Genomic DNA, 23,963 nt, shown 5'->3' on the forward strand with positions numbered 1-23,963 from the left:
CCGGGTTGCGGCGTCACCGGGCAACGGCAAAATAGCGACCCCACAGCAAACGGAAACAAAAGGGCGGGAGGGGTGACGCGTGGTGGAACAACGAATGAATGTTCCGCCGCCACGGCACCTTCGCGTGTCTGACGCGTCGATCCACAACGGCCAGCCCTTTTTCCCATCGACTTCGTGTCAGCCCCCAAAACAATCTCTGCCGGCCTGATCGTCGGCGCCATCGGCGTCGTCTACGGCGACATCGGCACCAGCGTGCTGTATGCGGTCAAGGAAGTGTTCGGCCACGGCCACGTGCCGTTCACCGTCCAGAACGTCTACGGCATCCTGTCGATGTTCTTCTGGACGCTCACCGTCATCGTCTCGATCAAGTACGTGGTGCTGGTGCTGCGCGCCGACAACGAAGGCGAGGGTGGCCTCGTCGCCATGCTCGCGCTGGCGTCCCGGGCGGTCGCCGACAAGCCGCGCCTTCGGCATGTGCTGCTGGTGATCGGCATCTTCGGCACCTCGCTCTTCTACGGCGATGGCGTCATCACGCCGGCCATTTCGGTGCTGTCGGCGGTCGAGGGCCTGGAGGTGGTGTCGCCGCACTTCAAGCACTACGTGATCCCGATCACCCTGGTCGTGCTGTTCTGCCTCTTCGCCGTGCAGAAGCGCGGCACCGCAGGCATCGGCAAGTTCTTCGGCCCGGTCACGCTGGCGTGGTTCGCGGCCATCGCGGTGCTGGGCGTGTGGCAGATCCTGCACCACCCCGAAATCGTCAAGGCGCTCAACCCCTGGTATGCGCTGAAGTTCATCTGGGACAACCCGGGCACCAGCTTCATCCTGCTGGGCGCGATGGTGCTGTGCGTGACTGGCGCCGAGGCGCTGTACGCCGACCTGGGCCACTTCGGCAAGAAGCCGATCCGCATCGCGTGGTTCTCGGTCGTCATGCCGGCGCTCACGCTCAACTACCTCGGCCAGGGCGCGTTGCTCTTGGAGAACCCCGAGGCGGTGAAGAACCCCTTCTTCATGATGGCGCCCGAGTGGGCGCTGATTCCGCTGGTGCTGCTGGCCACGCTGTCGACGGTGATCGCGTCGCAGGCGCTCATCACCGGCGCGTTCAGCGTCACGCGACAGGTGATCCAGCTGGGCTACCTGCCGCGACTGAACATCGAACACACCAGCGTGCGCACGGCCGGGCAGATCTACATTCCGCTCGTCAACTGGGGCCTGTTCGTGGCCATCGTGCTGGCGGTGGTGATGTTCCGCACCTCGAGCAGCCTGGCCGCGGCCTATGGCATCGCGGTGACGACCGACATGCTGATCACCACGATCCTGACCTTCTTCGTGATCCGCTACGCGTGGAAGCTGCCGCTGGCGCTGTGCATCGCATCGACCGCGGTCTTCTTCGTGGTCGACTTCCTGTTCTTCGCCTCGAACCTGCTCAAGATGTTCGAAGGCGGCTGGTTCCCGCTGTTGATCGGCGGCTTCGTGTTCACGCTGATGATCACCTGGAAGGAAGGCCGCCGGTTGATGGGCGAGGCGCAGCACGCCGACGCGATCGATCTCAAATCTTTTCTCGACTCCGTGTTCGTGAGCCCGCCGGCGCGCGTGGACGGCACGGCCGTGTTCCTCACCGCCGAGCCGGGCGTCGTGCCCAATGCGCTCCTGCACAACCTGAAGCACAACAAGGTGCTGCACGAGCAGAACATGTTCGTCACCGTGCGCAACCACGAGGTGCCCTGGATTCCGATGGACAAGCGCATCGAGATCGAAGCGTTGGGCCACCACTGCTGGCAGGTCATCGTGCATTACGGCTTCAAGAACGACATCGACCTGCCGCGCGCGCTCGAGCATGCGCGCCTGCGCGGCTGCCAGCTGGAGCCGATGGCCACGAGCTACTTCCTCTCGCGCGACGTCGTGATTCCGACGCTGGGCAGCGGCATGGCGCCGTGGCGCGAGAAGCTGTTCGCGCAGATGCACCACAACGCGAGCGGAGCGGCGGCCTTCCTCGGGTTGCCGAACAACGCGGTGGTGGAGCTGGGGTCGAAGATCGAGATCTGAAGCAGGGTGAAGGAGCGATCGCTCCTCAGCCGAACTCTTCGGGCCGTTCCGCCGCAAGCTGCGTCATGTGCCCCGCGATCGCCCCCGGCGTCGTGAACCAGATCTCCCCACGATCCCGCGCACGTGCCAGATGCGCGAGCGCCGTGCGCAGGTGGCGCAGCCGGTATGGCTGGCCGACGATGTACGGATGCAGCGCGAGCCCCATCACCAGCGGCTGCGCGCGCGACTGTTCCAGCATCTCGTCGAAGTTGTCGACCACCATCGCGCTGAAATCCTTCGCATCCATCAGGCGTCCCACGATCATCGGAATATCGTTGAGCTCCTGCGGATAAGGCACCGACCAGATCGAGCCGCCGCCGCGCGTACGCATGCGCACTGGCTGGTCGTCGTGGCACCAGTTGAGCGTGTAGCCGTAGCCGGTTTCGCCGAGCAGGTCGGGCGTGACAGCGCTCTCGGAGATCCACGGCGACAGCCAGCCCGCGGGCGCCTGTCCGCTTTCGCGCAGCATGCGTTCGCGGCAGCGCAGCAGCAGCGCGCGTTCGTGTTCTTCGTCCAGCGCGCCCTGGCGCTCCGCGTTGCTGTGGCCGTGGCCGATGAGTTCGTCGCCGCGCGCCACGCAGGCCGCAACCAGTTCCGGGCAGTGGTCGTAGAGCGCCGTGTTGATGAGCGCACCGGTCGGCAGCGCGAGCGCGTCGAAGAGTTCGAGGCAGCGCCATGCGCCCACGCGGTTGCCGTATTCGCGCCAGCCGTGGTTCAGCACATCGGGCTGCGGCGAGGCCGGGCCGATGCACGCGCCCAGGCCGTCGCCGAAGGCGAAGTGCTCGATGTTGAAGCCGAGGTACACGGCCAGCCGCGCGCCGTTCGGCCAAACGTAGTCGGGGCGCCGCGTGATCGGCCGGTAGTCGAAACGATCGTGCGAGGGCAGGAGGTCGGGCCAGCGTGTCGTCATGCGCTGTGCCTCACAGCACCGCGAGGCCGGCGCGCACCAGCAGCCATTCGGCACTGTCGTTCCACACGTCCATCTGCACGATGAGCCCGTGGCTCACCACGTAGCGGTCGACATACCGGTTGCCTTCGAAGGCCGTGCCGTCGGGCCAGGCGCCGTACAGCGTGCCGAGGCTGTAGACCACGGTGGCTTCGGGCGTGCCGCCAGCCACCGTTTCGGTGCGCTCGATCTTCTTCTTGACCCAGGCGTAACGCTTGGCGTTGAAGGCCGAGGTGTCGCCGGGCGCGTGCATCTCGCGGTTGCCGGTGAAGCGGATGCGGATGTCGGGCGCGGTGAAGCGCGAGGCCGATTGCGGGTCGGGGATCATCACGAGCCGGAGGAATTCGTCGACGATCGCAGCGGGGTCGAGTGGGGCGGGCGTGTTCATGAGGAGTCTCCGTCGAGCGAGCCACGCCGGTGCATGGCATCGCATGGTGAAAGAAATGAGTCCGGAAAGCCCGCAAGTCCTGTGCCGATCGGGCGTCGGGCGGCGACTCTTCCGCTCCCGGCACAATCGCGCGATGCCGTTTTCCAGAGACCTGCGCCTTCGGGTGCCCGCGGCCCGACAGAGTGGACGCCGCCGCTTCGCAAAGGCCTCCGCCGGCAAGGGCATGGCAGCCTCCGGCAACATCGCGCCACAAACCAACGCGGCCGCCGCATCCGGCGCCGGAAAGAACGCCAGATGAAAAACATCCTCTTCGTCGCCGACCCGCTCGATCACTTCAAAATCTACAAGGACACCACCTTCTCGATGATGCGCGAGGCCCAGCGCCGCGGTCACCGCATCGCGGCGTGCCTGCCGCAGGACATCCAGTGGAAATCGGGCGGGCTGGTCACGGCGACGGTGCAGCAGATCACGCTGACCGGTGACGCCAAGGACTGGTACACCGTCGACATCACCGAATCGAAGGCGCTGAAAGACTTCGACGCGGTGCTGATGCGCAAGGACCCGCCCTTCGACGCCGAGTACATCTATTCAACGCACCTCCTGCAGCAGGCCGAGCGCGAGGGCGCGCAGGTGGTCAATTCGCCGCGCGCATTGCGCGACCACCCCGAGAAGCTCGCGATCATGGAGTTTCCGCAGTTCGTGACGCCCACGCTGGTCACCCGCAGCGCGCAGGCCGTGCGCGACTTCCATGCGGAGCACGGCGACATCATCCTGAAGCCGCTCGACGGCATGGGCGGCATGGGCATCTTCCGCGTGAAGCAGGACGCGCTGAACCTCGGCTCCATCGTCGAGACGCTCAACAAGGACGGCGCCGAAACGATCATGGTGCAGCGCTTCGTACCCGAGGTTTCTCAGGGCGACAAGCGCATCCTGATCATCGCGGGCGAGCCGGCGCCCTTCGTGCTGGCGCGCATTCCGCAGGGCACCGAGGTGCGCGGCAATCTCGCGGCCGGCGGCAAGGGCGTGGCGCAGCCGCTGACGCCGCGCAACCGCGAGATCGCCGAGGCCATCGGCAAGGTGCTCGCGCCGCGCGGGCTGCTGCTGATCGGGCTCGACGTGATCGGCGACTCGGTCACCGAGATCAACGTGACCAGCCCGACCTGCTTTCAGGAAATCACGGAGCAGACCGGCTTCGACGTGCCGAAGATGTTCATCGACGCGCTGGAGAAAACCCTGCGTCCTGCCTGAACCCGGGCGCCGCGGTGCGGGCCTGTTCGCGCTCGCGCCGGGCCTGCAGTCGCCGTGAGCGCAGCTTGCGCGCCCAGATGACGATGCCGGTGATCGACAGCATCGCCACCACCAGCCCCAGCGCCGACATCATGATGCGCCCCGGCATGCCCAGGATGCGCCCGCCGTGCAGCGGCAATTGCAGCTGCGCGAACACGTCGGCGGCGGTGCCGTGCCATGGGCGATTGCTGCTGATGACGTGGCCGTCGCGGCCGTCGAGGTAGAGGTTCGACAGGCCCATGCCGTCGCTGTCGTCGTGCGTGGCGTGGTCGAAGAACGAGATGTTGTAGAAGCCGCCGCGCGCGTTGTAGAACGCGCCGCCCAGCGGCGTCGTCCAGCCGCGGCGTCGGGCCTCCGCTTCAGCCTGCGCCACGATCTCGCGGAAGCCGATGGTGGGCTCGATGCGCGTGCCCAGCGGCGCGAGCGGCACCAGCGCCGACGGTCCGGGCGTGGTCTTGGAAACCAGCGAGAGCATCGGGTGGAACACCTCCTTGTAGAGGTTCAGTGAGAACGAGGTGAAGGCGACGACGATGATCAGCCCCCAGATCCACAGCCCGCCCGCGCGGTGCAGGTCGAAGTTGAGCTTGTAGCCGCCGGCCGCCCAGCGCACGGTCCACGACGGCTTCCAGCGCTGCCACCAGGCGGCTGCCGGCCGGTGCGTCGGGTGCACGGCCTTGCGCAGCCGTCGCGGCATCGTGAGGTAGAGCGCGACGAAGCTGTCGAGCAGCCACACCAACGCCACCGTGCCCATGATCCACCAGCCGATGCGGTCGGTGCCCCACATCGCCGGCACGTGCAGCATGTAGTGGAGCTTGCGGAGGAACGGCATCAGCGTCTCGGGCTTGAGCGAGATGGCCGTGGAGTCGCGCCGGCCGCGCACCTCGGCCGTGACCGGGTCGACGAACACCTGGTTGTAGCCGAGCCTGAAGGGCTTTCCGGTGGCCGGATCGACGCGGGGCTGCACGAAGTAGCCGGCGGCATGGCCCTCTTCGAAGCCGAGCGGCATGTACGCGACCCGCGCGCGCGGATCGTGCGCCTCGACCGCGGCGGCCAGCTCGAACGGGTCCTTGAAGGGGCCGCGGCTTTGCGTGTCGTAGAGCTTGCGGTTGAGCCAGCCGTCGATCTCGTGGTCCCACGAGATGACGGCGCCGGTCAGGCCCGAGACGACGAGGAACAGCGCAACCGCCAGGCCGGCCCAGCGGTGGATGCCGGTCGCGAAGGCGCGCATCAGAAGTCGATGGTGCCGCTCACCGCGAAGGTGCGCGGTGCGCCCAGCGTCAGATAGTTGGAGCCCTGCGTGCCACCTACCGAAGCCCAGTACGACTTGTTGAACAGGTTGTCGATGCGCGCGCGCAGCGTGAGCGCTCGGCCGTTGCCCAGGTCCACCAAGTAGCGTGCGCCGATATCGAAGCGCGTCCAGCCCGGGATCTGCTGCGTGTTGGCGGCGTTGGCGTACTGCTTGGAGGTGTAAAGGAGGCGCGCATTCAGCGAAAGGTTGCGCACGCCCGGCACGTCCCACTCGGCACTGAGGTTGGCCTGCTGCTTGGCCACGCCGATGGCGGTCAGGCCGTCGGTGGCGCCACCTTGCGTGTTCTTCTGCTTGGCGTCCAGCAGCGTCAGGCCGCCGAGCAGGCGCAGGCCCTTCGTGGGTTCGCCGAACACCGAGAACTCGAGGCCCTGGTTGCGCTGCTTGCCGTACAGGCCGTAAACCTGGCCCGCGGCCTCGTCCGCGTATTGGTAGACGGGCTGGTCGATCGTGAAGAACGCGGCGCTCGCGCCCAGCGAACCGCCGTCGTACTTGACGCCGATTTCCTTTTGCTTGGCCTGGTAGGGCGCAAAGACTTCGCCGCCATTGGCGACCGGGCGATTGTTTGCCGTGGCGGGGGCCACCTTGCCCTGGACCAGGGCTTCGATGTAGTTGGCGTAGGCCGACACGGTCGGCGTGATCTTGAACACGACGCCGGCCACCGGCGTGGTCTTGCTCTTGTCGTAGGCGCTCGTTTCCTTGATCGTGTTGTAGGCGAAGCTGGTCTGCTTGATGGTCTGGCGGCGTGCGCCGAGCGTGACCAGCAGGCGGTCTTCCATGAAGGACATGGTGTCGGCGACGGCGACACTCGAGGTGTCGATCTTGTCGGTCAGGCGCGGGTCTTCCAGCCGGTTGCCCACGAAGCCACCGGTCCCGTTGGCGACGGGGTAGGGCGAGAAGAAGGGCGCGTAGATGTTGTTGCGCACGCTGCCCGAAGAGATCGCATAGGCGTTGTCGCGGTCGTTGCTGTACGTGGTGGCCGAGGCCACGACCGTGTGCTTCACCGGGCCGGTGGTGAAGTTGCCGCGCACGCCGATCTCGGCGGTGCCGATGCGGTCCTTGCGGGTGTTGCTGAAGCGCGTGTTGCTGGTGTTGCCGAAGGAGTTGACGAGGGCCGGGTTCGACAGCACGTTGTCTTCGTCGCTGCGGCGCACGCCGCCGGCGGCCCAGGCCGTGATGTTGTCGGTGATGTCGACTTCGCCGCGGAAGGTGGCGAACTTGTCCTTTTCCTTGGAGTAGGTCCAGGGCTGGGCGAAGTTGCTCTTGGCGTCGGGCACGCGCGGGATCGGCAACGTCGAGGAGGGCGTGAGGCTCGGGCGGCCGTCCTTCAGGTCGTAGTCTTGGTAGCCGAAGTCGGCCGAGAGGCGCACATTGCGGCTGTGCCAGTCGAGGCCGACGCCGAAGGCGCTCAGTTGCTGGCTTTCCTTGAAGACACCCGTGCCGCCTTCGCGGCGCACGGCGTTCACGCGAACGCCCAGGCTGTCGTCGCGGCCGAAGCGGCGTGCCAGGTCGAGATTCACGAAGCCCTGGCCACCGCTCTGCACGCCAAAGCCGACACGGGTGAGCGGCTCGTTGGGCGCGCGCTTGGGCAACAGGTTGATCGCGCCGCCGATGCCGCTGCCGCCGGGCGCGGCACCGTTCAGGAAGGAGTTGGCGCCGCGGAACACTTCCACGCGCTCGAAGAATTCGGAGGCGATGTACTGGCGCGGCAGCATGCCGTAGAGGCCGTTGTACGCCACGTCGTCGGAGTACACGGGGAAGCCCCGCACCACGTAGAGCTCCTGGAAGTTGCCGAAGCCGCGCGCCTGGCGCACCGACGGATCGTTGAGCAGCACGTCGGCGACGCTCTTGGCCTGCTGGTCCTGGATCAGTTCGTTGGTGTAGTTGGTGCTCGAGAACGGCGTGCTCATCATGTCCTGGTTGCCCAGAATCCCGACCCGCCCGCCGCGCGCCACCTGGCCGCCGGCATAGGGCTTGGTCAGGCCTTCGGCCGAGGCGTCGGCGCTGGCTTCGACGTTGACCGTGGCCAGGGTGCCGCTCGATGCAGCCGGTTCCGCAGCGGGTGTCTGCGCCATGGCGCCGAGAGCGTGGAGGGCAAGAAGCGAAGCCGCCACGGTCGGGCGAAGGCGAAGGGAGGAAACTGCGGGCATGAACGGTCCGATAGGGTGCAAATGAGAACCGTTATTATTCCCTCGGACATGCGCGCCATCGATACTTTCTTGCAATGTTGCAAAAAAGTGTCAGTCAAAAGGCTTCGTTTGGATCTCGGCCGACCGACCGTTGCCCGTCCACGAACACATGCAGTTCGCCTGGCGCGAACTGGGTCCACGTTTCGTTCGTGGTGAGTGGGGTCGTCACGACCACGGCCACGCGATCGGTGGGCGTGGTGTGCTGGGCGAAGTCGATTTCCAGGTCTTCGTCGGACAGCTGCGCCGTCACGAACGGATGCCGGCGCTCCACGTACCAGAGGTTGGTCGATGCATGCGCCCACAGCGCCTGCCCGTTCGACAGCATGAAGTTGAAGGTGCCGTGGCTCGCGAGTTGCGGAGCCAGTTCGCGCAGGGTGAGCGTCAATTCATCGATGCTCGGCACGCCCGCATGCGACTTCGCGAGTTCCTGCATCAGCCAGCAGAAGGCGTGCTCGCTGTCGGTGTTGCCCACGGGATGGAAATTGCCATGCAGTCGCGGCCGAAAGTCCTTCAGGTCGCCGTTGTGGGCGAACACCCAGTAGCGCCCCCACAGCTCCCGCACGAACGGATGGCAGTTCTGAAGGTTGACCTCGCCCTGCGTCGCCTTGCGGATGTGCGCGATGACGTTGCGGCTCTGGATCGGGTAGCGCCGGATCAGCTCCGCCACCGGCGATTCGCAGGCCGGCTGGTGATCGACGAAATGGCGCAGGCCCCGGTCCTCGAAGAACGCGATGCCCCAGCCGTCCGCGTGGTGGTCGGTGCGGCCACCGCGCTGCGCGAACCCCGTGAAGCTGAAGGTCACGTCGGTCGGCGTGTTGCAGTTCATCCCTAGCAATTGACACATGTTGCCGATTAGACCGCGATTCCCGTCGGCCTCCGCCTGCCGCGCCGCTTATCCGACCGTGCGACTGTCGTTGCAGCTAGCGGATGAACTTGCCTTCCTTGGTCACGCGCACCATCTCGATGAAGCGCGAGCCCGTGTTGCTGGCGCCGGTGAAGTCGATCTCCATGCCGCCGATGCGCAGCTTCATCGCCTTCAGCGCGGCGTGCAGCTTCGCGCGCGTGAGGTCGCGGCCGGTGCGGCGCAGGCCCTCGATCATCACGAGCGCGTTCACATAGCCCTCGTAGCTCAGGTAGCCCAGGTCCACCTTGGCGCGCTCGGCCAGTTGGCGGAATTCGCGCGCGGTGGCGTCGACCTCGCTCCACAGGTACGGCACGATCTGCGAGATCGCCAGTCCGCTGGTCTTGTCGCCCACGAGCTTGGCCGTGACATCGCCCGGCACGATCGACATCCCGTAGTACATCTGGCGACCGCCCGCGGCCCAGGCCGCCTTCATCACCTCGCCGCCGATGCCGCCGCCCAGATACATGATCACGGCCTGCGCCTTGCTCTCGGCGAGCGCCTTGCCCGATGCCTCGTTGGTCGTGCCATCGCCCTTGACCGCCACGGCGGCCTCCGGCTTCAGCTTGAGCGTGTCCAGCGCGGCTTCGACCAGCTTGGCGACTTCCGCGCCGCCGGGATTGTCGAGGTACGCCACGGCGATGCGCGAGACGCCGATGGTCGTCAGGTGCTGCACCAGCGCCTGGGCTTCGCGCGCGAAGGTGGCGCGCACGAAGTAGCCGGCACCGCCCATCTTCTCGCGGGCCGAATCCGACACCGCATAGCCGCCCACCGTCGGCGCGCCGCTCTGGTTCACGACCTTGGCGCCCGCGGCGGTGGTGCCCGAGCCCACGCAGCCGAAGAAGGCGAAGACACGGTGCTCCGCCAGCAGCTTTTCGTAATTGGCGAGGGCCTTCTCGGGCTTGAGCTCGTCGTCGAGCGACACGACCCGGATCTTGCGGCCCGACAGCCCGCCTTGCGCATTGACCGCGTCGAAGGCCAGCCCGGCCCCGGCCATCACGACCTTGACCGGCACGCCGAGCGGGCCGCTGAGGATGCCGGTGTGGCCGAGGACGATTTCGCTGTCGGAGACGCCGTTTTCGGCGCCAAGGGCTGGGAAGGAGAGAGGGCCGAGCCCGGCCGCTGCCGCAGCCGAGGCGGCAATGAAATTTCTGCGATGCATGAATTGTTTGTTATCAGATACAACTGATAACAATTGAATACGAAAGGGCTCCGTTGCACCGCCGGGGTTTACCCCGTGTTGCGCGCCGGCCCCTCGCGCAGCTGCCATGCCGCGCAGATCGCAAGCGCGCACAGGCCGGCCAGCATCGCGAACACTTCGTCGAAGGCCGCGAGCCGCGCCGGGCTGCTCAACGGATTGGCGAGCGAATCGCCGTGCGCGGCAAGCCGCCACTCGAGCACGATGGCGCACAGGCTCACGCCGGCCGCGCCGCCCAGCATGCGCACGAAGTTGATCGCGCTCGCGCCCTGCGGAATCAGCGGCTTGGCCAGCGGCCGCATCGAACCCAGGTTGAGCGACGGCAGGATGAAGCCCAGCCCGATGCGCCCGATGATCGCGAAGGCCACCAGCAGCCACAGCGCGCTGTCGAGCCTGAGCACCATCATCAGCGCGAACGAAGCCGCCAGCAGTGCGAGACCGATGGTCACCAGCACCCAGGTCGGCTGCCGGTCGGCCAGCCGGCCCACGCCCGCGATGGTCACGGCCAGCACGATGCCGGCCGGCAGAAGAATGGTGCCGACGTGCGACGCCGACAGGCTCAGCCCCACCTGCATGTACACCGGCAGCAGGTAGGTCGAGCCGAAGAGCGCCGTGCCGTAGATGAAGGCGACCACGCTGCCCATCGCGAACTGCCGGTACTGGAAGAGCGCGAGGTTCATCAGCGGCGTGCCGCCCGAAGCCGCGAGCCGGCGCTGCCACCACACGAATGCGATGAACGAGACCAGCGCACCGGCCAGCAGCAGCACAGCCTGCAATGGCGAATCGCCGCGCAGCTCGACCAGTCCGTTCAACAAACACAGCGTGCCGACCGTGCCCAGCGCGAGCCCGCGCGCATCGAGCCCGCCGCCGCGCACCGCGGCCACGCCGCCCGGCGCCGTCTTGGGCACGAACTTGTAGGCCAGCCAGATCGACGCCAGGCAGAACGGCACCACCATGAAGAAGATCGAGCGCCAGCCGAACAGGTCGACCAGCACCCCGCCGATGCTCGGTCCGATGGCCGGCGCGAGCACCACGCCCATGCCGAAGATGCCGCTCGCGCGCCCCTGCTCGTGCGGCTCGAAGGCGCGCAGGATGATGATGGCCGGAATGGGCTGCACCACGCCCGCCGCGAGCCCTTCGGCCACGCGCGCGAACAGCACCAGCGAGAAGTTGTTGGCCAGCCCGCCGACGATGCCGCCCACGAGCAGCAGAAGCATCGTGCCGATGTAGGTTCGGCGGTAGCCGTAGCGCGACAGCAGCCACGGCGTGGTGAGCATCGAGACCGTCATCGCCACCATGAAGCCCGAACTCACCCATTGCGCGCGCTCCTGCCCGAGCGAGAAGTGATGGCTCATGCCGGGGATCGCGACATTGACGATGGTCGACGACATGATCGAGGCCATCGTGCCCACCATCACCGACAGCAGCAGATACCAGCGATAGCGCTCGCCATAGCGTTCGCGCAGGATGCTCATGGCGGGCGGCGCCGGCGTGGCGGCGGCTTCGGGCGTGGGTGGGGAGGTCATGGGGCGGCGGAATGTCTCGGGGTCCGTCGTCCTACAAGCATATCGGTGTTTGCGCGGCGAACGGCGCGGGGGCGCGCCCCACAATGCAGCGGCTGTCCCCTCCGCGTCAAGCCCAGCAAGAAGAGAACAACATGGATTCCCCGATCAACGACCCCGTCAACGAACAGTCCGCCGCCACGCTCGCGACCGAGCTCGCCGCGCCGACCGTCAGCCGCGCCTACCGCTGCCAGTGCGGCCGCCCCGTGTTCCTGCGCAACAGCGAGTGCCTGGCCTGCCACACGCCGCTCGGCTACGTGATCGACCGCCTCGGCGTCATGCCGCTGGCACCGGCCGAAGGCGGTGGCGCGCTGCCCGACACCTTCACCGTGTTCGGCGATCCGCACGGCAAGACCTATCGCCGCTGCGCCAACCTCATGACCCCTGCCGCCTGCAGCTGGATGGTGCCGGCCGCGCGCGAGGGCGAGGAGGCCCCGGCCGACGTGCACGGCCTGGCGCCCGGCTACTGCCTGGCTTGCAGCGTCACGCGGACCATTCCCGATCTCTCGGTCGAGGCCCACGGCGTCTTCTGGGGCAAGCTCGAACAGGCCAAGCGCCGCCTGATCTCGCAACTGCTCGCACTCGGCTTGCCGGTGGTGAGCCGGCATGCGGACCCCGTGCACGGCCTGGCCTTCGACTTCCTCAGCAACATGCCGGGCGGGCCGCACGTGATGACCGGCCATGAAGACGGCGTGATCACCCTCAACGCCGAGGAGGCCGAAGACGCGGTGCGCGAACGCATCCGTGCCGAAATGCGCGAGCCCTATCGAACGCTGCTGGGCCACTTCCGCCACGAAATCGGCCACTACTACTGGGACCTGCTGGTGCAGCCCACGCACTGGCTGGACGACTATCGCGCGCTCTTCGGCGACGAGCGTGCCGATTACGCGGCGTCGCTGCAGACGCATTACGAGCAAGGCCCGCCGCCCGACTGGGCCGACCGCTTCGTGAGCAGCTACGCAAGCACGCACCCGTGGGAAGACTGGGCCGAGACCTGGGCCCACTACCTGCACATGGCCGACACCGCGGACACCGCGATGAGCTTCGGCGTCGATGCGACCAACGTCGAGCTGACGAGCGACCTCTTCACAGCAGACGACCTCTCGCAGCCCGACCATCCCGACGCTGCGAAATTCCTCGACTTCATCAATGGCTGGGTGCTGCTGACGAACGTGCTCAACGAGCTGTCGCGCAGCATGGGGCAGCCTGACTATTACCCGTTCGTGCTGCCGCGCGCGGCGGTGGGCAAGCTGCAGTTCATCCACCGCGTGATCACCGAGCAGCGGGCCGGATCGGCGCCGACGATGGTGGTGGCCAGCGATGTGGCGGCGACCGAGCCCGAGCCCGCCGAGCCTGCGCCCGAGCAGACGCAGACGCAGACCCAATCCCAGGGCGGCGCTCAGTCCTGAGGCGGCGTCTCCGCGGCGCAGCGCGCGCAGATGCAGGCAAGGCCGCGCATCGACTCCGGCAACTTGGCGAGCGGCGCATTGCTGAAGTCGGCCTGCATGCACCAGCAAGGCGGCTGCGCCTGGCCCGTCTCGCGTTCGATCTCCATCGCGCAGCGGTTCGACTCGCCGCACAGCAGGCAGCGCGACACGTCGATGACCGCAGCGCTGGCCGTCATGCGAGCTCGAAGGCCGGCAGCTTCTTTGCCACCGCGACGTTCTGCAGCGTCACATACACCGGCAAGCCGTTGCGGTAGGCGGGGTAGTCCTCGCCCTCGATCAACGGCAGCAGGTAGCGCCGGCATTTCTCGGTGATGCCGTAGCCGTCGTCCGAAATGAAGTCGCGCGGCATCGGCTTCTCGACATTGGCCACCGATTCGAGCGGCGCGCTGCCGAGCGTGTACGCATAGGGCACATCGGACGTGCGCTCGATCGTCGGCATCACTGCATTGCGGCCTTCCAGCGCGAGCTCGACGGCGCGCTGTCCCAGCTCGTAGGCCTGCTTCACGTCGGTGGCCGAGGCAATGTGCCGCGCCGCGCGCTGCAGGTAGTCGGCCACGGCCCAGTGAAACTTGTGGCCGTATGCGTCCTTGATCATCTGCGCCACCACTGGCGCCGCGCCGCCGAGCTGCGCATGGCCGAACGCATCGCGCGTGCCTTGCTCCGCGAGGAAGGTCCCGTCGGGGTAGTGGCAGCCCTCGGACACCACGACCGAGCAGTAGCCGTGCTGCTTCACCAATTCATCGACACGCGCGAGAAAGCGCGGCTTGTCGAACTCGATTTCAGGAAACAGCACCACCACCGGAATGCCCTGGTCCGCGGCAAGCCCGCCGGCTGCGGCGATCCACCCCGCATGCCGCCCCATCACTTCGAGCACGAACACCTTGGTCGAGGTGGCGGCCATCGAGCGCACGTCGAACGAGGCCTCGATCGTCGACACCGCCACGTACTTCGCGACCGAGCCGAAGCCCGGGCAGCAGTCGGTCAGCGGCAGGTCGTTGTCGATGGTCTTGGGCACATGGATCGCCTGCAGCGGATAACCGAGCGACTGCGAGAGCTGGCTCACCTTGAAGCAAGTGTCGGCCGAATCGCCGCCCCCGTTGTAGAAGAAATAGCCGATGCCGTGCGCCTTGAAGACTTCGATCAGCCGCTCGTATTCGCGGCGGTTCTTCTCGAGCGACTTGAGCTTGTAGCGGCACGAACCGAATGCGCCCGATGGCGTGGTTCGCAAGGCCGCAATCGCTTCGGCCGATTCGGCGCCCGTGTCGATCAGTTCTTCCGTCAGCGCGCCGATGATGCCGTTGCGGCCGGCGTAGAGCTTGCCGATGCGGTCCGGGTGTTTTCGTGCCGTCTCGATCACGCCGCAGGCCGACGCATTGATGACCGAGGTGACGCCGCCCGACTGGGCGTAGAAGGCGTTGAGGATGGGCATGCGGGCATTCTCCCGCAGCCCCATGACAGGCGCCAGTGCCCGCGTGTCGGGATGTCAGCGGCTCTCGAACGCGGGCGGACGCTTCTGCAGGAACGCGCTCACGCCTTCGCGGAAGGTCGGGCGATCGATCAGCTCGCGCTGGCGTTCGCTTTCGTAGTGCAGCTGTTCCTTCAGCGTGTGGCGCTCGGAGGCCTCGAAGGCTTCGCGCGCCTCGATCACCGCGTGTGCCGGCAGGCGTGCAAGACGCTGCGCGATGGCGCGTGCTTCGTCCATCAGTTGTTCGTCGTCGGCGCAGGCCCAGATCAGGCCCCACTGCACCGCGCGTCCGGCGCTCAGGCGTTCGTCGAGCAGTGCCATGCCCATCGCGCGCGCCTTGCCGGCCCGCCGGGGAATCGCCCAGGTACAGCCCAGGTCCGGCACGATGCCAAGCTTCGGAAGAAAGGGAAGATAGAAGTACGCGCTGCGTGCCGCGATCGTCACGTCCGCCGCAAGCGCGAGGCCGACGCCCGCACCGGCCGCGGCGCCGTTCACCGCGGCGACCACAGGAACAGGCAGCGTGCGCAGCGTCTCGATCAGCGGATTGCTCAGCGACTGCATCCACTCGGCGGTCTGCGTGCCGAGCGACTTGCCTTCTTCGCCCGGCGTCATCGCGCTCAGGTCGGCGCCGACGCAGAACGCCTTGCCCGCGCCCGTCAGGATCACGGCGCGCACCGCGCGGTCGTCGCGGATGCGCTCCAGCGCGTCGCGCAGTTCGACCTGCAATCCATGCGCGATGGGATTCAGCTTGGCCGGCAGGTTCAGCGTGAGCGTCGCAATGCCGTCGGCCAGTTCGTAGAGGATCGGTGCTTGGGAGTCCATGGCATCGAGGGTCGATGCCGATGGCACCCCGGTCAAGCCGGGGACAACCCGTGGGGCCGGAGTCGCCAAGGCGACCAAGCGCGGGCCCGTGGTGCGAGGGGCATCGCGGCAGGCTGCGCGTCCGACACGGTGATGCACGACGAGGTCAAGGCCGACACCAGGATGCGCCGGTGCTCGGTGCCGTCGAAGCGGTCGCCGGCCTCCAGCACGATGTCGCGCGGATCGCGATCGAGCGTGATCCAGACGGTGCCGCTGCGGCATTCGATGCCCACGCCCGCGCCGTCGGGCACGGCAAAGACGGTGCGTGTCGGCAGCGTGATGTGAAAGCGGGAAGAGGTGGTCGGTCGGGTGCTCATGGCAAGCTCCATTGCATTCGGGATACGAATGAATATAGTGAGCCGGCCCTCTCTTTACACGCGGTCATTCGGAACTCGTTGCATGCCTCCAGCGAATGCGAAACCCTCAAAATTGCCGAGCAGCGAGCTCCCGCCGCTGGATTTGCTGCGCAGTTTCGAAGCTGCCGCGCGACAGCTCAGCTTCACGCTGGCGGCCGGCGAACTGCACCTCACGCAGTCGGCCGTCAGCCGGCAGATCCAGCAGCTCGAAGCCAGCCTGGGCGTGCTGCTGTTCGAGCGCCGCCACCGCGCGCTGGCGCTCACCGAGGCCGGCGGCGTGCTGCAGCGCGCGGTCACCGACAGCCTGGAGCGGCTGCGCGACGCCACGGCCCGCGTGCGCGCGAGCGCCGCGCCGCGGCAGGTGGCGATCACCTGCACGCCGGGTTTCGCATCGCTCTGGCTCATTCCGAAACTGGCGCGCTTCACCGGCACGCATCCGCAGGTCGACGTGCGCCTGTCGGCCACGCTCGATGTGCTCGACCTGGACGTGAGCCGCCTCGACCTCGCGGTGCGCTTCGCGCCCATCGCCCGCGGTGTCGGGCCGGCACTGTTCGAGGAATCGGTGATCCCGCTGTGCGCGCCGCAGGTTGCCGCGTCGCTGCGGGCGCTGTCGGACTTTTCCGGGCTCACGCTGCTCACCATCGAATACCCGGACCACAGCGAAGCCCCGACCGCCGACTGGGAGCCGTGGCTCAAGGTGATGGGGCTGGAAGACCTGCGCGTGAAGAGCACGCTGCGCTTCACCCAGTACGCCGATGCAGTCGCTGCCGCGGTGGCGGGGCAGGGCGTGGTGATCGGGCGCTTGCCGTTGCTGCGCGAACTGGTGCGCGACGGCCGGCTCGTGGCGCCGCTCGGCGAGGGCGCGGCATCGCACCGCGGCTATTTCATCGAGATGTCCAGGCGCGCCGCGAGCAACCGCGACGCGCAGGACTTCGCGCAATGGCTGCGCGACGAAGCGGAGGCTGCGCAGCGGACCTGAGAAAGCCCGCCGCGTTCATGCTCCGGGAGAACGATCAACCCGGCAGCAGTACCTTGTTCACGACGTGGATCACGCCGTTCGACTGGTACACATTGGCGATCGTCACGGTCGCGGTGCCGCCCTTGGCATCGGTCACCATCACGTTGCCGCCGCTCATCGTCGCGGTGAGCGTGCCGCCGCTCGCGGTCTTCAGCACGGCCTTGCCGCCGCCTGCGTTGATCGCGCTCATGAGCGCGGGGCCGTCCATCTTGCCGGGCACCACGTGGTAGGTCAGCACCTTTGTCAGCGTGGGCTTGTTCTCGGGCTTGAGCAGCGTGTCGACCGTGCCGGCCGGCAGCGCTGCAAAGGCGGCGTTGGTCGGCGCAAACACGGTGAACGGGCCCGGGCTCTTGAGCGTGCCGACCAGGTCCGCGGCCTTGACGGCGGCGACCAGCGTGGTGTGGTCCTTCGAATTCACGGCGTTGTCGACGATGTCCTTCGTCGGGTACATCGCGGCGCCGCCCACCATCGGGTTCGAAGCGCCGCTGCCGCTCATGCCCATGCCGCCCGCGCAAGCGCCGAGCAGGACCGAAACGCCGAGTGCGATCACGAGTTTTTTCATGGAAGTCTCCTGGAAAGAAATGGTTGTCGAGGTTCTCTGTGGAAACCGCCAACAGCTCGGAGGCGCGATGCGCTTGCAACCAATACGGAGGTCGGATGCAACTGGATTCGTAGGACGGCATCTCGTCGACATCGTGTGGACATCGCGTCGGCTTTGCGCCACAGCGGTGCCATTGGCGCTTGCGCATCGCGCGCGTGCTCGACAGAATCCGCCCTTCGTTTTTCAGCAACAGTTTTTCCAACGCGCCTGGCGACTTGCAACCTCCCGGGCGACAAACCAATTCAATGAACCGTTTCCTGAACACCTGACCCGCACACCGACCGCCCCGGCCGGATGTGCATCCATGCATCCGCCGAGGCCTTGTCGACAAAGGCCCCGCGCAGCCATTCGCCGGGGCCTTTTTGTTTTTGGAGTGTGCGCACATGAGTGCTCAACGAAAGGCCCGCGACGACGAGAAGCGTCTGGGCCGGTTCTACTTTTCGGTGCCGTCCACGGCACCTCGCAACCCCGTGGTGGCCGCGATGGCGCGCGGCGAATCGAGCCAGGGCGCAGGGCGGCATCTGCGCACGCATCGTGCGGAGCGGCGTGCGCAGAAGGTGGCGTTGCAGAAGGCTGCACGCAGCCTCGGGCGGGAGGACTGACCATGCGCGAAGACATGGACAAGGTCATCGTCGAGCGGCCGCGCCGCGGCGGCAGCTGGCAGGGCGACGGGCGCGCATGGCGCAACAGCAAGGAGGCCGGTTCGCACCTTGGCATGAAGCGAGGCTACGACCATCCGAAGGGGTTCAACGAAAACCTCGCGCCGCTCAAGCGCTGGCTGCACAAGCAGGTGCACCGGCCGTGGGACAAGGTGTACGCCGAGCTCTGCAGCGGCATCGACCGCCGCAGCACCGTGCAGGCGCACATCTTCCTGCACATCGACGACTTCGTGGAGCGTCGTGCCGAGCTGCGCGACGGCGAGGTGTGCGTTCCGCCGCATCGCTGGGGCACGCACCGCAGCGTGCCCTTGCGAGAGGCGCCGGATGTCGAGCTGTTCGTGCATCCGGTCACCGGGATTCTGCTGCCCAACCGGCGACTGGCCGAGGCGAAGGCCGCACGAAGGGCTGCGCGCAAGACGTGGACTGAACAGCGCGGCGGCAAGCCCTGCGCGGTCTATCACGTGATCGACGAGACCACGCAATGGCACCGCGTCGATGGTTGCTGGTTCGAAGTCACGCTCGCGAGGTTTCCCGAGAAAGCGTGTGCGACGCAGGGGGAAGAGAAGCGCTACGACGTGCTGCGTCGTTGCCTCGTTACCCGAAGCGGCGCCGCCCGGCGTCCGGCGCCCGACCTGCCCACCCACCGTGCCATGTACGGTCGCAGCGATGTCTACGCGATCGCCAAGCGACAACTGGGGCGCCGCGAAGTGCGCGCGCGTCTGGGCGACGAGGCGTGAGTGATGTGGGCCAACGTTGCGCGCGCACTGCCCCGCATAATTCAAGACGAACTTCCTCAGAGCGTTGCCTTGCCAACTTCCGACAAAACTCCACCCCGCGCGGCGAAGACGACTCGTGCCAAGGCAGCATCTTCCTCGAACGCTCTTCTGGCACGGGTGCGCGAAATTCTGGAGGCTGCGCGTGCCGGTGTGGCGCGGACAGTCAACACGACGCAGGTTGCCGCCAACTGGTTGATCGGACGCGAAATCGTCGAGGAAGAACAGCGCGGGCAGCGACGTGCCGGCTACGGTGCAAAGCTGCTTGCCGAGTTGTCCGCGCGCTTGAACGCGGAGTTCGGCCGTGGCTACTCGGTGGACAACCTCGAGGCATTCCGGCAGTTCTATCTTGACTACCCGCAGCTGATTTCCGAGACGGCGTCTCGGAAATCAACCGTGATTCGGGAACTGCCCGCGCAACCGATTTCCGCGACACCGTCTCGGAAATCGATTTCCGAGTCGGACTGGTTGCCGGGGGTGCTGCACCCCTCGCTTTCCTGGAGTCATTACCGGCAACTCCTGCGTGTCGCTCGCATGGAAGCACGCGCCTTTTATGAGATCGAGGCGATCCGCAATGCATGGTCGGTGCGCGAGTTGCAGCGTCAGGCGGCGAGCCTGTTGTACGACCGCTTGGCGAAGAGCAAGGACAAGAAGGGCCTGATGCGATTGGCAACGCATGGGCAGGAGGTAGCGCAGCCGCTGGATGCACTGAAAGACCCGATGGTGATCGAATTCCTCGGGTTGCCTGAATCTCCAAGGCTCGTGGAGTCGGCGCTGGAGCAGGCGCTGATCGATAACCTGCAGACCTTTCTGCTCGAACTGGGCAAAGGCTTTGCGTTCGTGTCGCGTCAGGAGCGCATCACGATCGATGGCGATCACTTCTACATCGACCTGGTTTTCTATCACGCGGTGCTGAAGTGCTATGTGCTGATCGACCTCAAGGTCGGCAAGCTCACTCATGCTGACCTGGGGCAAATACAGTTCTATGTGAACTACTACGACCGCGAACGCCGCACCGAAGGCGACAACCCTACATTGGGCGTCATCCTGTGCCCCGACAAGAACGATGCGGTGGTGAAGTACACCTTGGGCGAGCAGCAGGAACGCAACATCTTTGCCAGCCGCTATCAATTGCACTTGCCGACCGAACAGGAACTCGAAAGCGAATTGCGCCGCGAGATTCGTTATCTTTCGGTGTCGGAGGCGGTCCGCGTACCCGCAAAAAAGCAGGCGAAACGAGGCGCATGAAGCGGCCTCAAAGAGGCGTCATGCCTTCACGGAACGATTGATTTCGTGCCTTGGGATTCGCGCATCCGCGGCAGCACCAGAAACGCCACGGTCCCCATTGCCAGCATCCCCGCCACCGTGAGGAACACCGCGCGGAACGGCTCGACGCCGTTCGCCACGCCCCATGATGCGGCCACGCCGGTCGTCCATTGCATCAGCGACACGCCGAGGAACATCGCCATGTTCATGAGCGCCAGCGCGCGGCCCGTCATGGCGGCCGGGTAGGCGTTCTTGGTGTAGGCGTACTGCAGCACGCTGTAGCCGGAGAGAAGGCCATAGACGATCGGCAAGCCGATGTCGATCGCGCGCGAATGCGTGAACGCCATGGCCGCGAACATCAGCGCGCCGGCGGTTGCGCAGCCAATCATCCACCGCGCACGCCGCGCGGCGCCGGGGTCCAGGCGGCCGAACAGCGCGGGGCTGATCATGCCGGTGATGGTCATCACCAGCGCCACGTTGCCGCTCGCCACGAGCGAGAGGCCGTGCCGCTCGTGCAGCACGGGCCCGAGCCACAGGCCGCGCAGCGTGATGAAGGCCGCATACGACACGCAGGCAAAGCACAGGAGGCCAAGCGTGTGCGGCATCGCGAACAGCGGCAGCAGTTCGCGCACGGCCTTGCGCAGCGACTGGCGTTCGGTCGGCGCCATCGTGCCCACAGGTTCCATCGCCGCACGCGCCGGCTCGCGCACGCGCCAGAAGATGATGAGCCACGACAGCACCGCGGCCGCAGCCAGCACCGCATAGCCGGCGCGCCACGAAGCGGCCTCGATCAGCAACGCCAGCGGCGTGCCGGTGAACACGATGCCCAGGCCCGCCATGCTCATCACCAGCCCCGACATCGCGGTGAAGCGCGCGGCGTCGAAGTGCCGCGCGATGAACACCGTGCATGCGAGAAACGCCGGCGCGCAGCCGACGCCGATCAGCGCCTGCCCGAGCAGCAGCATGTGAAAGCTGTCTGCCACCGTGCACAACACGGCGCCTGCGATGGCCAGTGGAAAGGCGGTGAGCACTGTGCGGCGCACGCCGAACATGTCGATCGACACGCCCATCGCGAGCTGCATGATTCCGAACATGAAGTGAAAGGTGCCCGCCCAGGTGCCGAGCTGCTGCGGCGAGAGGCCGAAGTGGCTGCCGAGCGGCGTGGCCATCATGGCGCCGACGGTGCGGAAGGCCTGGCTCAGCGCGAAGGCCGAAGCGAGAGCCACGAGCATGGCGGCCGCGGAGGTCGACCAGCGCGGCGGGGGCGGCGATGCCGCGTTCGTGTTCATCGGGAGGGGAGAGGCTGAAGGAAGAAGGGAGCGGCACGATGCTAATGGCATGCCGCCCTCCATGCAGAACGGCGCCCGAAGGCGCCGTCCGTTCGCTCAAGCCCGGCGCGGTGCCGGACGCACGCCGATCAGGCCTCGCCCTTGACCTTCAGGCGCCATGCATGCAGCAGCGGCTCGGTGTAGCCGCTCGGCTGCTCGATGCCCTTGAACACCAGGTCCTGTGCCGCCTTGTACGCGGCCGAGGTCGCGAAGTTGCCGGCCATCGGCTGGTAGAGCGCGTCGCCTGCGTTCTGCTCGTCGACCACCTTGGCCATGCGCTGGAAGGTCTCGTCGACCTGCGCCTTGGTCACCACGCCGTGCAGCAGCCAATTGGCGATGTGCTGGCTAGAGATGCGCAGCGTCGCGCGGTCTTCCATGAGGCCCACGTTGTGGATGTCGGGCACCTTGGAGCAGCCCACGCCCTGGTCGATCCAGCGCACCACGTAGCCGAGGATGCCCTGCACGTTGTTGTCGATTTCCTGCTGGCGCTCTTCGGCCGTCCACTTGGCTTCGGGCGCGATCGGCACCTGCAGCAGCGCGTTGAGGATGTTGTCGCGTTCGGCGTCGGCGTCGATCTTTTCCAGCTCCTGCTGCACCGCGGTCACGCTCACCTGGTGGTAGTGCAGCGCGTGCAGCGTGGCGGCGGTGGGCGAGGGCACCCAGGCGGTGTTGGCGCCGGCCTTGGGGTGGCCGATCTTCTGCTCGAGCATCGCGGCCATGAGGTCGGGCATGGCCCACATGCCCTTGCCGATCTGCGCCTTGCCGCGCAGGCCGCACGAGAGGCCGACCAGCACGTTGTTCTTTTCGTAGGCGCCGATCCACGCGCTGGACTTCATGTCGCCCTTGCGGATCATCGGGCCGCCCTGCATGGCGGTGTGCATCTCGTCGCCGGTGCGGTCCAGGAAGCCGGTGTTGATGAAGGCCACGCGCGCGGCCGCTTCGGCGATGCAGGCCTTCAGGTTCACGCTGGTGCGGCGCTCCTCGTCCATGATGCCGAGCTTCACCGTGTTGGCGGGCAGGCCGAGCAGTTGCTCGACGCGGCCGAACAGCTCGCTCGCGAAGGCCACTTCGGCCGGGCCGTGCATCTTGGGCTTCACGATGTAGATGCTGCCGGTGCGCGAGTTGCCCTTGCGCTTCAAGTCGATGGTGGCGATGGTGGTGGTCACCACGGCATCGAGGATGCCTTCCGGAATCTCCTTGCCGCCGGCATACAGGATGGCCGGGTTGGTCATCAGGTGACCGACATTGCGCAGGAACATCAGCGAGCGGCCATGCAGCTTCACGGGTTGGCCGTCGGCGCCGGTGTATTCGCGGTCGGCGTTCAGGCCGCGCGTGAAGGTCTTGCCGCCCTTGGCGACTTCTTCCGTCAGCGTGCCTTCGACGATGCCGAGCCAGTTCGCATACGCGACGACCTTGTCGGCCGCATCCACCACGGCCACCGAGTCTTCGAGGTCGAGGATGGTCGAGAGCGCGGCTTCGAGCACCAGGTCGCTCACGCCGGCCGCATCGGTCTTGCCGATGGCGGTGCTGCGGTCGATGCGGATATCGAGGTGAATGCCGTTGTGCTTGAGCAGCACCGACGACGGCGCTGCGGCATCGCCCTGGTAGCCGATGAATTGAGCGGGGTCGGCGAGCCCGGTGCTGCTGCTCTGCAGCGCGACGACCAGCTTGCCGTCCTTCACGCTGTAGCCGGTCGCCATCTTGTGCGAGCCATTGGCCAGCGGCGCGGCCTGATCGAGCACGTTGCGTGCGAACTCGATGACCTTGGCGCCGCGCACCGGGTTGTAGCCCTTGCCCTTTTCGGCGCCGCCGGTTTCGGGGATGGCATCGGTGCCGTAGAGCGCGTCGTACAGCGAGCCCCAGCGCGCGTTGGCGGCGTTGAGCGCATAGCGTGCATTCAGGATCGGCACCACCAGCTGCGGGCCGGCCTGCAGCGCGAGTTCGGAGTCGACGTTCGCGGTCGTCGCCTTCGCGCCCTTGGGCTGCGGCAGCAGGTAGCCGATCTTCTCGAGGAAGGCGCGGTAGGCCGGCATGTCGGCGATCGGGCCGGGGTTCTTCTTGTGCCAGGCGTCGAGTTCGCTCTGCAGGCGGTCGCGTTCGGCGAGCAGCGCGATGTTCTTGGGCGCGAGGTCGCTCACGATGGCGTCGAAGCCCTTCCAGAAGACATCGCTGGCCACGCCGGTGGCGGGCAGGACTTTTTCTTCGATGAAACGGTGGAGCTCGGTCGCGACCTGAAGTCCGTGGGCGGTGGTGCGGGCGGTCATTTTTCTCTCCTGGAAAATCGGAATCCGGCGAAATACGGCGGAATACGGAAGCTAAAGACGTGGGT

21 protein-coding genes are annotated in these 23,963 nt (G+C 66.8%); 7 read left to right on the forward strand and 14 right to left on the reverse strand.

All coding sequences use genetic code 11. The features are described from left to right. The first annotated feature begins 174 nt into the window (after nt 1–174). Nucleotides 175–2,043 (forward strand): potassium transporter Kup, encoded by a 1,869-nt coding sequence (locus VARPA_RS02255; RefSeq protein WP_013538919.1) that lies wholly within the window; start codon nt 175–177, stop codon nt 2,041–2,043. A 25-nt stretch (nt 2,044–2,068) separates the two neighbouring features. Here the strand turns inward: VARPA_RS02255 and VARPA_RS02260 are convergent, their stop codons facing one another. Both VARPA_RS02260 and VARPA_RS02265 read right to left on the reverse strand, forming a co-directional pair. After that, nucleotides 2,069–2,992, reverse strand: coding sequence for a polysaccharide deacetylase family protein (locus tag VARPA_RS02260; protein WP_013538920.1), 924 nt, complete (start codon nt 2,990–2,992; stop codon nt 2,069–2,071). A 10-nt stretch (nt 2,993–3,002) separates the two neighbouring features. Further along, entirely contained in the window at nt 3,003–3,416 is a 414-nt protein-coding gene (locus tag VARPA_RS02265; protein WP_013538921.1) for a hypothetical protein, read from the reverse strand. Between the two features lie 294 nt (nt 3,417–3,710). Here VARPA_RS02265 and gshB point away from each other — a divergent pair, with 294 nt between their 5' ends. Then, complete coding sequence (gene gshB / locus VARPA_RS02270; RefSeq protein ID WP_013538922.1) at nt 3,711–4,664, forward strand: glutathione synthase; 954 nt, start codon at nt 3,711–3,713, stop codon at nt 4,662–4,664. Here the strand turns inward: gshB and VARPA_RS02275 are convergent. The 5 genes from VARPA_RS02275 to VARPA_RS02295 form a co-directional block, all read right to left on the reverse strand. Further along, the gene (locus tag VARPA_RS02275) at nt 4,627–5,931 is read right to left on the reverse strand and encodes a PepSY-associated TM helix domain-containing protein (RefSeq protein ID WP_013538923.1); all 1,305 of its coding nucleotides are present in this window, start codon (nt 5,929–5,931) and stop codon (nt 4,627–4,629) included. The two genes, gshB and VARPA_RS02275, sit on opposite strands and share 38 nt — an antisense overlap. Continuing rightward, nucleotides 5,931–8,159 (reverse strand): TonB-dependent receptor, encoded by a 2,229-nt coding sequence (locus tag VARPA_RS02280; RefSeq protein ID WP_041942743.1) that lies wholly within the window; start codon nt 8,157–8,159, stop codon nt 5,931–5,933. The genes VARPA_RS02275 and VARPA_RS02280 overlap by 1 nt, the downstream gene beginning before the upstream one ends. Before the next feature lie 94 nt (nt 8,160–8,253). Continuing rightward, the gene (locus tag VARPA_RS02285) at nt 8,254–9,042 is read right to left on the reverse strand and encodes a class II glutamine amidotransferase (protein ID WP_013538925.1); all 789 of its coding nucleotides are present in this window, start codon (nt 9,040–9,042) and stop codon (nt 8,254–8,256) included. 76 nt (nt 9,043–9,118) lie between these two features. Next, the gene (locus VARPA_RS02290) at nt 9,119–10,261 is read right to left on the reverse strand and encodes an ABC transporter substrate-binding protein (protein ID WP_013538926.1); all 1,143 of its coding nucleotides are present in this window, start codon (nt 10,259–10,261) and stop codon (nt 9,119–9,121) included. 68 nt (nt 10,262–10,329) lie between these two features. Then, a complete protein-coding gene (locus VARPA_RS02295) occupies nt 10,330–11,823 on the reverse strand; it encodes a DHA2 family efflux MFS transporter permease subunit (protein ID WP_013538927.1) in 1,494 nt (497 codons plus the stop codon). 131 nt (nt 11,824–11,954) lie between these two features. Between VARPA_RS02295 and VARPA_RS02300 the strand changes: the two genes are divergently transcribed. Continuing rightward, nucleotides 11,955–13,268, forward strand: coding sequence for a zinc-binding metallopeptidase family protein (locus VARPA_RS02300; RefSeq protein WP_013538928.1), 1,314 nt, complete (start codon nt 11,955–11,957; stop codon nt 13,266–13,268). Here VARPA_RS02300 and VARPA_RS02305 read toward each other — a convergent pair. From VARPA_RS02305 to VARPA_RS02320, 4 genes are read right to left on the reverse strand one after another with little or no spacing between them, the layout of a single operon-like run. Further along, nucleotides 13,259–13,483: a cysteine-rich CWC family protein gene (locus tag VARPA_RS02305; protein ID WP_013538929.1), complete on the reverse strand. Its 225-nt coding sequence runs from the start codon at nt 13,481–13,483 to the stop codon at nt 13,259–13,261. The two genes, VARPA_RS02300 and VARPA_RS02305, sit on opposite strands and share 10 nt — an antisense overlap. Next, nucleotides 13,480–14,736 carry a 6-phosphofructokinase gene (locus tag VARPA_RS02310; protein WP_041943191.1) on the reverse strand — a complete coding sequence of 419 codons (1,257 nt, stop codon included), beginning with the start codon at nt 14,734–14,736 and terminating at the stop codon, nt 13,480–13,482. Before VARPA_RS02310 ends, VARPA_RS02305 begins: the two co-directional genes overlap by 4 nt. 54 nt (nt 14,737–14,790) lie before the next feature. Beyond that, nucleotides 14,791–15,594, reverse strand: coding sequence for an enoyl-CoA hydratase-related protein (locus VARPA_RS02315; RefSeq protein ID WP_013538931.1), 804 nt, complete (start codon nt 15,592–15,594; stop codon nt 14,791–14,793). A 32-nt stretch (nt 15,595–15,626) separates the two neighbouring features. Beyond that, nucleotides 15,627–15,950 carry a DUF2917 domain-containing protein gene (locus VARPA_RS02320; protein ID WP_013538932.1) on the reverse strand — a complete coding sequence of 108 codons (324 nt, stop codon included), beginning with the start codon at nt 15,948–15,950 and terminating at the stop codon, nt 15,627–15,629. Between the two features lie 82 nt (nt 15,951–16,032). Here VARPA_RS02320 and VARPA_RS02325 point away from each other — a divergent pair, with 82 nt between their 5' ends. Further along, the gene (locus VARPA_RS02325) at nt 16,033–16,968 is read left to right on the forward strand and encodes a LysR substrate-binding domain-containing protein (protein ID WP_013538933.1); all 936 of its coding nucleotides are present in this window, start codon (nt 16,033–16,035) and stop codon (nt 16,966–16,968) included. Nucleotides 16,969–17,002: 34 nt separating this feature from the next. On the opposite strand, the gene VARPA_RS02330 is transcribed toward VARPA_RS02325, so the two are convergent. Next, nucleotides 17,003–17,509 carry a fasciclin domain-containing protein gene (locus tag VARPA_RS02330; RefSeq protein ID WP_416367506.1) on the reverse strand — a complete coding sequence of 169 codons (507 nt, stop codon included), beginning with the start codon at nt 17,507–17,509 and terminating at the stop codon, nt 17,003–17,005. Between the two features lie 482 nt (nt 17,510–17,991). On the opposite strand from VARPA_RS02330, the gene VARPA_RS02335 reads away from it, so the two are divergent. The 3 genes from VARPA_RS02335 to VARPA_RS02345 all read left to right on the forward strand — a co-directional run bounded on the left by VARPA_RS02335 (nt 17,992) and on the right by VARPA_RS02345 (nt 20,288). Continuing rightward, nucleotides 17,992–18,210, forward strand: a complete 219-nt coding sequence (locus tag VARPA_RS02335) for a hypothetical protein (protein ID WP_013538935.1) — start codon at nt 17,992–17,994, stop codon at nt 18,208–18,210. A 2-nt stretch (nt 18,211–18,212) separates the two neighbouring features. After that, on the forward strand, nt 18,213–19,004 hold the full coding sequence (locus VARPA_RS02340) for a hypothetical protein (protein WP_013538936.1): 792 nt from the start codon (nt 18,213–18,215) through the stop codon (nt 19,002–19,004). A gap of 69 nt (nt 19,005–19,073) precedes the next feature. Next, on the forward strand, nt 19,074–20,288 hold the full coding sequence (locus tag VARPA_RS02345; RefSeq protein ID WP_234974921.1) for a PDDEXK nuclease domain-containing protein: 1,215 nt from the start codon (nt 19,074–19,076) through the stop codon (nt 20,286–20,288). Between the two features lie 26 nt (nt 20,289–20,314). Here VARPA_RS02345 and VARPA_RS02350 read toward each other — a convergent pair whose 3' ends face one another. Together VARPA_RS02350 and VARPA_RS02355 are read right to left on the reverse strand one after the other, a co-directional pair. After that, complete coding sequence (locus VARPA_RS02350; RefSeq protein ID WP_013538938.1) at nt 20,315–21,595, reverse strand: MFS transporter; 1,281 nt, start codon at nt 21,593–21,595, stop codon at nt 20,315–20,317. A gap of 128 nt (nt 21,596–21,723) precedes the next feature. Beyond that, a complete protein-coding gene (locus tag VARPA_RS02355; protein ID WP_013538939.1) occupies nt 21,724–23,898 on the reverse strand; it encodes a malate synthase G in 2,175 nt (724 codons plus the stop codon). Nucleotides 23,899–23,963: the final 65 nt, after the last annotated feature.

The organism is Variovorax paradoxus EPS (genome assembly GCF_000184745.1).
Classification (GTDB): Bacteria; Pseudomonadota; Gammaproteobacteria; order Burkholderiales; family Burkholderiaceae_C; genus Variovorax; species Variovorax paradoxus_C.

Excerpts from the sequence above, each read along its gene's own strand:
- gshB (WP_013538922.1), top strand. The coding sequence starts at position 3,711 with ATGAAAAACATCCTCTTCGTCGCCGACCCGCTCGATCACTTCAAAATC.
- VARPA_RS02350 (WP_013538938.1), bottom strand. The coding sequence starts at position 21,595 with ATGAACACGAACGCGGCATCGCCGCCCCCGCCGCGCTGGTCGACCTCC.
- VARPA_RS02275 (WP_013538923.1), bottom strand. The coding sequence starts at position 5,931 with ATGCGCGCCTTCGCGACCGGCATCCACCGCTGGGCCGGCCTGGCGGTT.
- VARPA_RS02295 (WP_013538927.1), bottom strand. The coding sequence starts at position 11,823 with ATGACCTCCCCACCCACGCCCGAAGCCGCCGCCACGCCGGCGCCGCCC.
- VARPA_RS02280 (WP_041942743.1), bottom strand. The coding sequence starts at position 8,159 with ATGCCCGCAGTTTCCTCCCTTCGCCTTCGCCCGACCGTGGCGGCTTCG.
- VARPA_RS02320 (WP_013538932.1), bottom strand. The coding sequence starts at position 15,950 with ATGAGCACCCGACCGACCACCTCTTCCCGCTTTCACATCACGCTGCCG.
- VARPA_RS02335 (WP_013538935.1), top strand. The coding sequence starts at position 17,992 with ATGAGTGCTCAACGAAAGGCCCGCGACGACGAGAAGCGTCTGGGCCGG.
- VARPA_RS02310 (WP_041943191.1), bottom strand. The coding sequence starts at position 14,736 with ATGCCCATCCTCAACGCCTTCTACGCCCAGTCGGGCGGCGTCACCTCG.
- VARPA_RS02305 (WP_013538929.1), bottom strand. The coding sequence starts at position 13,483 with ATGACGGCCAGCGCTGCGGTCATCGACGTGTCGCGCTGCCTGCTGTGC.
- VARPA_RS02330 (WP_416367506.1), bottom strand. The coding sequence starts at position 17,509 with ATGGGCATGAGCGGCAGCGGCGCTTCGAACCCGATGGTGGGCGGCGCC.
- VARPA_RS02285 (WP_013538925.1), bottom strand. The coding sequence starts at position 9,042 with ATGTGTCAATTGCTAGGGATGAACTGCAACACGCCGACCGACGTGACC.
- VARPA_RS02260 (WP_013538920.1), bottom strand. The coding sequence starts at position 2,992 with ATGACGACACGCTGGCCCGACCTCCTGCCCTCGCACGATCGTTTCGAC.
- VARPA_RS02325 (WP_013538933.1), top strand. The coding sequence starts at position 16,033 with ATGCCTCCAGCGAATGCGAAACCCTCAAAATTGCCGAGCAGCGAGCTC.
- VARPA_RS02340 (WP_013538936.1), top strand. The coding sequence starts at position 18,213 with ATGCGCGAAGACATGGACAAGGTCATCGTCGAGCGGCCGCGCCGCGGC.
- VARPA_RS02315 (WP_013538931.1), bottom strand. The coding sequence starts at position 15,594 with ATGGACTCCCAAGCACCGATCCTCTACGAACTGGCCGACGGCATTGCG.
- VARPA_RS02300 (WP_013538928.1), top strand. The coding sequence starts at position 11,955 with ATGGATTCCCCGATCAACGACCCCGTCAACGAACAGTCCGCCGCCACG.
- VARPA_RS02290 (WP_013538926.1), bottom strand. The coding sequence starts at position 10,261 with ATGCATCGCAGAAATTTCATTGCCGCCTCGGCTGCGGCAGCGGCCGGG.
- VARPA_RS02355 (WP_013538939.1), bottom strand. The coding sequence starts at position 23,898 with ATGACCGCCCGCACCACCGCCCACGGACTTCAGGTCGCGACCGAGCTC.
- VARPA_RS02265 (WP_013538921.1), bottom strand. The coding sequence starts at position 3,416 with ATGAACACGCCCGCCCCACTCGACCCCGCTGCGATCGTCGACGAATTC.